This window comes from Pseudoalteromonas sp. 0802 (assembly GCF_013350085.1).
Taxonomy (GTDB): domain Bacteria; phylum Pseudomonadota; class Gammaproteobacteria; order Enterobacterales; family Alteromonadaceae; genus Pseudoalteromonas.
In genome coordinates this window covers 1-294 of the sequence record NZ_JABVXE010000117.1, presented here as the reverse complement: position 1 = coordinate 294, position 294 = coordinate 1, and the positions used below count along the sequence as shown (strand labels likewise).

At 38.1% G+C, this 294-nt stretch carries 1 protein-coding gene; it reads right to left on the bottom strand.

Going from position 1 to position 294, the window contains the following annotated elements:
* Nucleotides 1-191: helix-turn-helix domain-containing protein (locus HUS61_RS21430; RefSeq protein WP_175092397.1), on the bottom strand; the 191-nt coding region annotated here is incomplete at its 3' end.
* Nucleotides 192-294 lie beyond the last annotated feature (103 nt).

The window sequence follows — 294 nt, the reverse complement described above, 5'->3', positions numbered from 1 at the left end:
GGCTTTAATTCCTTAAGAAGCGAGGCCATTTCTTTGTAAAACAAGAACGTCTTATCGTACTCATATCGACGCATATTTTCAGACAACAACAGATTCCAAATGCCACGCGCTGTCGCACCAAACTCAATAAGCTTAGCTTCTTGCTCTGGGGTAGGATTTAGCCTGTAGTTGTATCTGAGCGTCTTTTTCATACACTGTATAGACTACTGTATAAGGTCGAGTTGTCAAGTTGGAATATGAAACTAAATCTCACTGCAAATATTTAATTGCACTTCATTTAATTCTGGTAGTTAA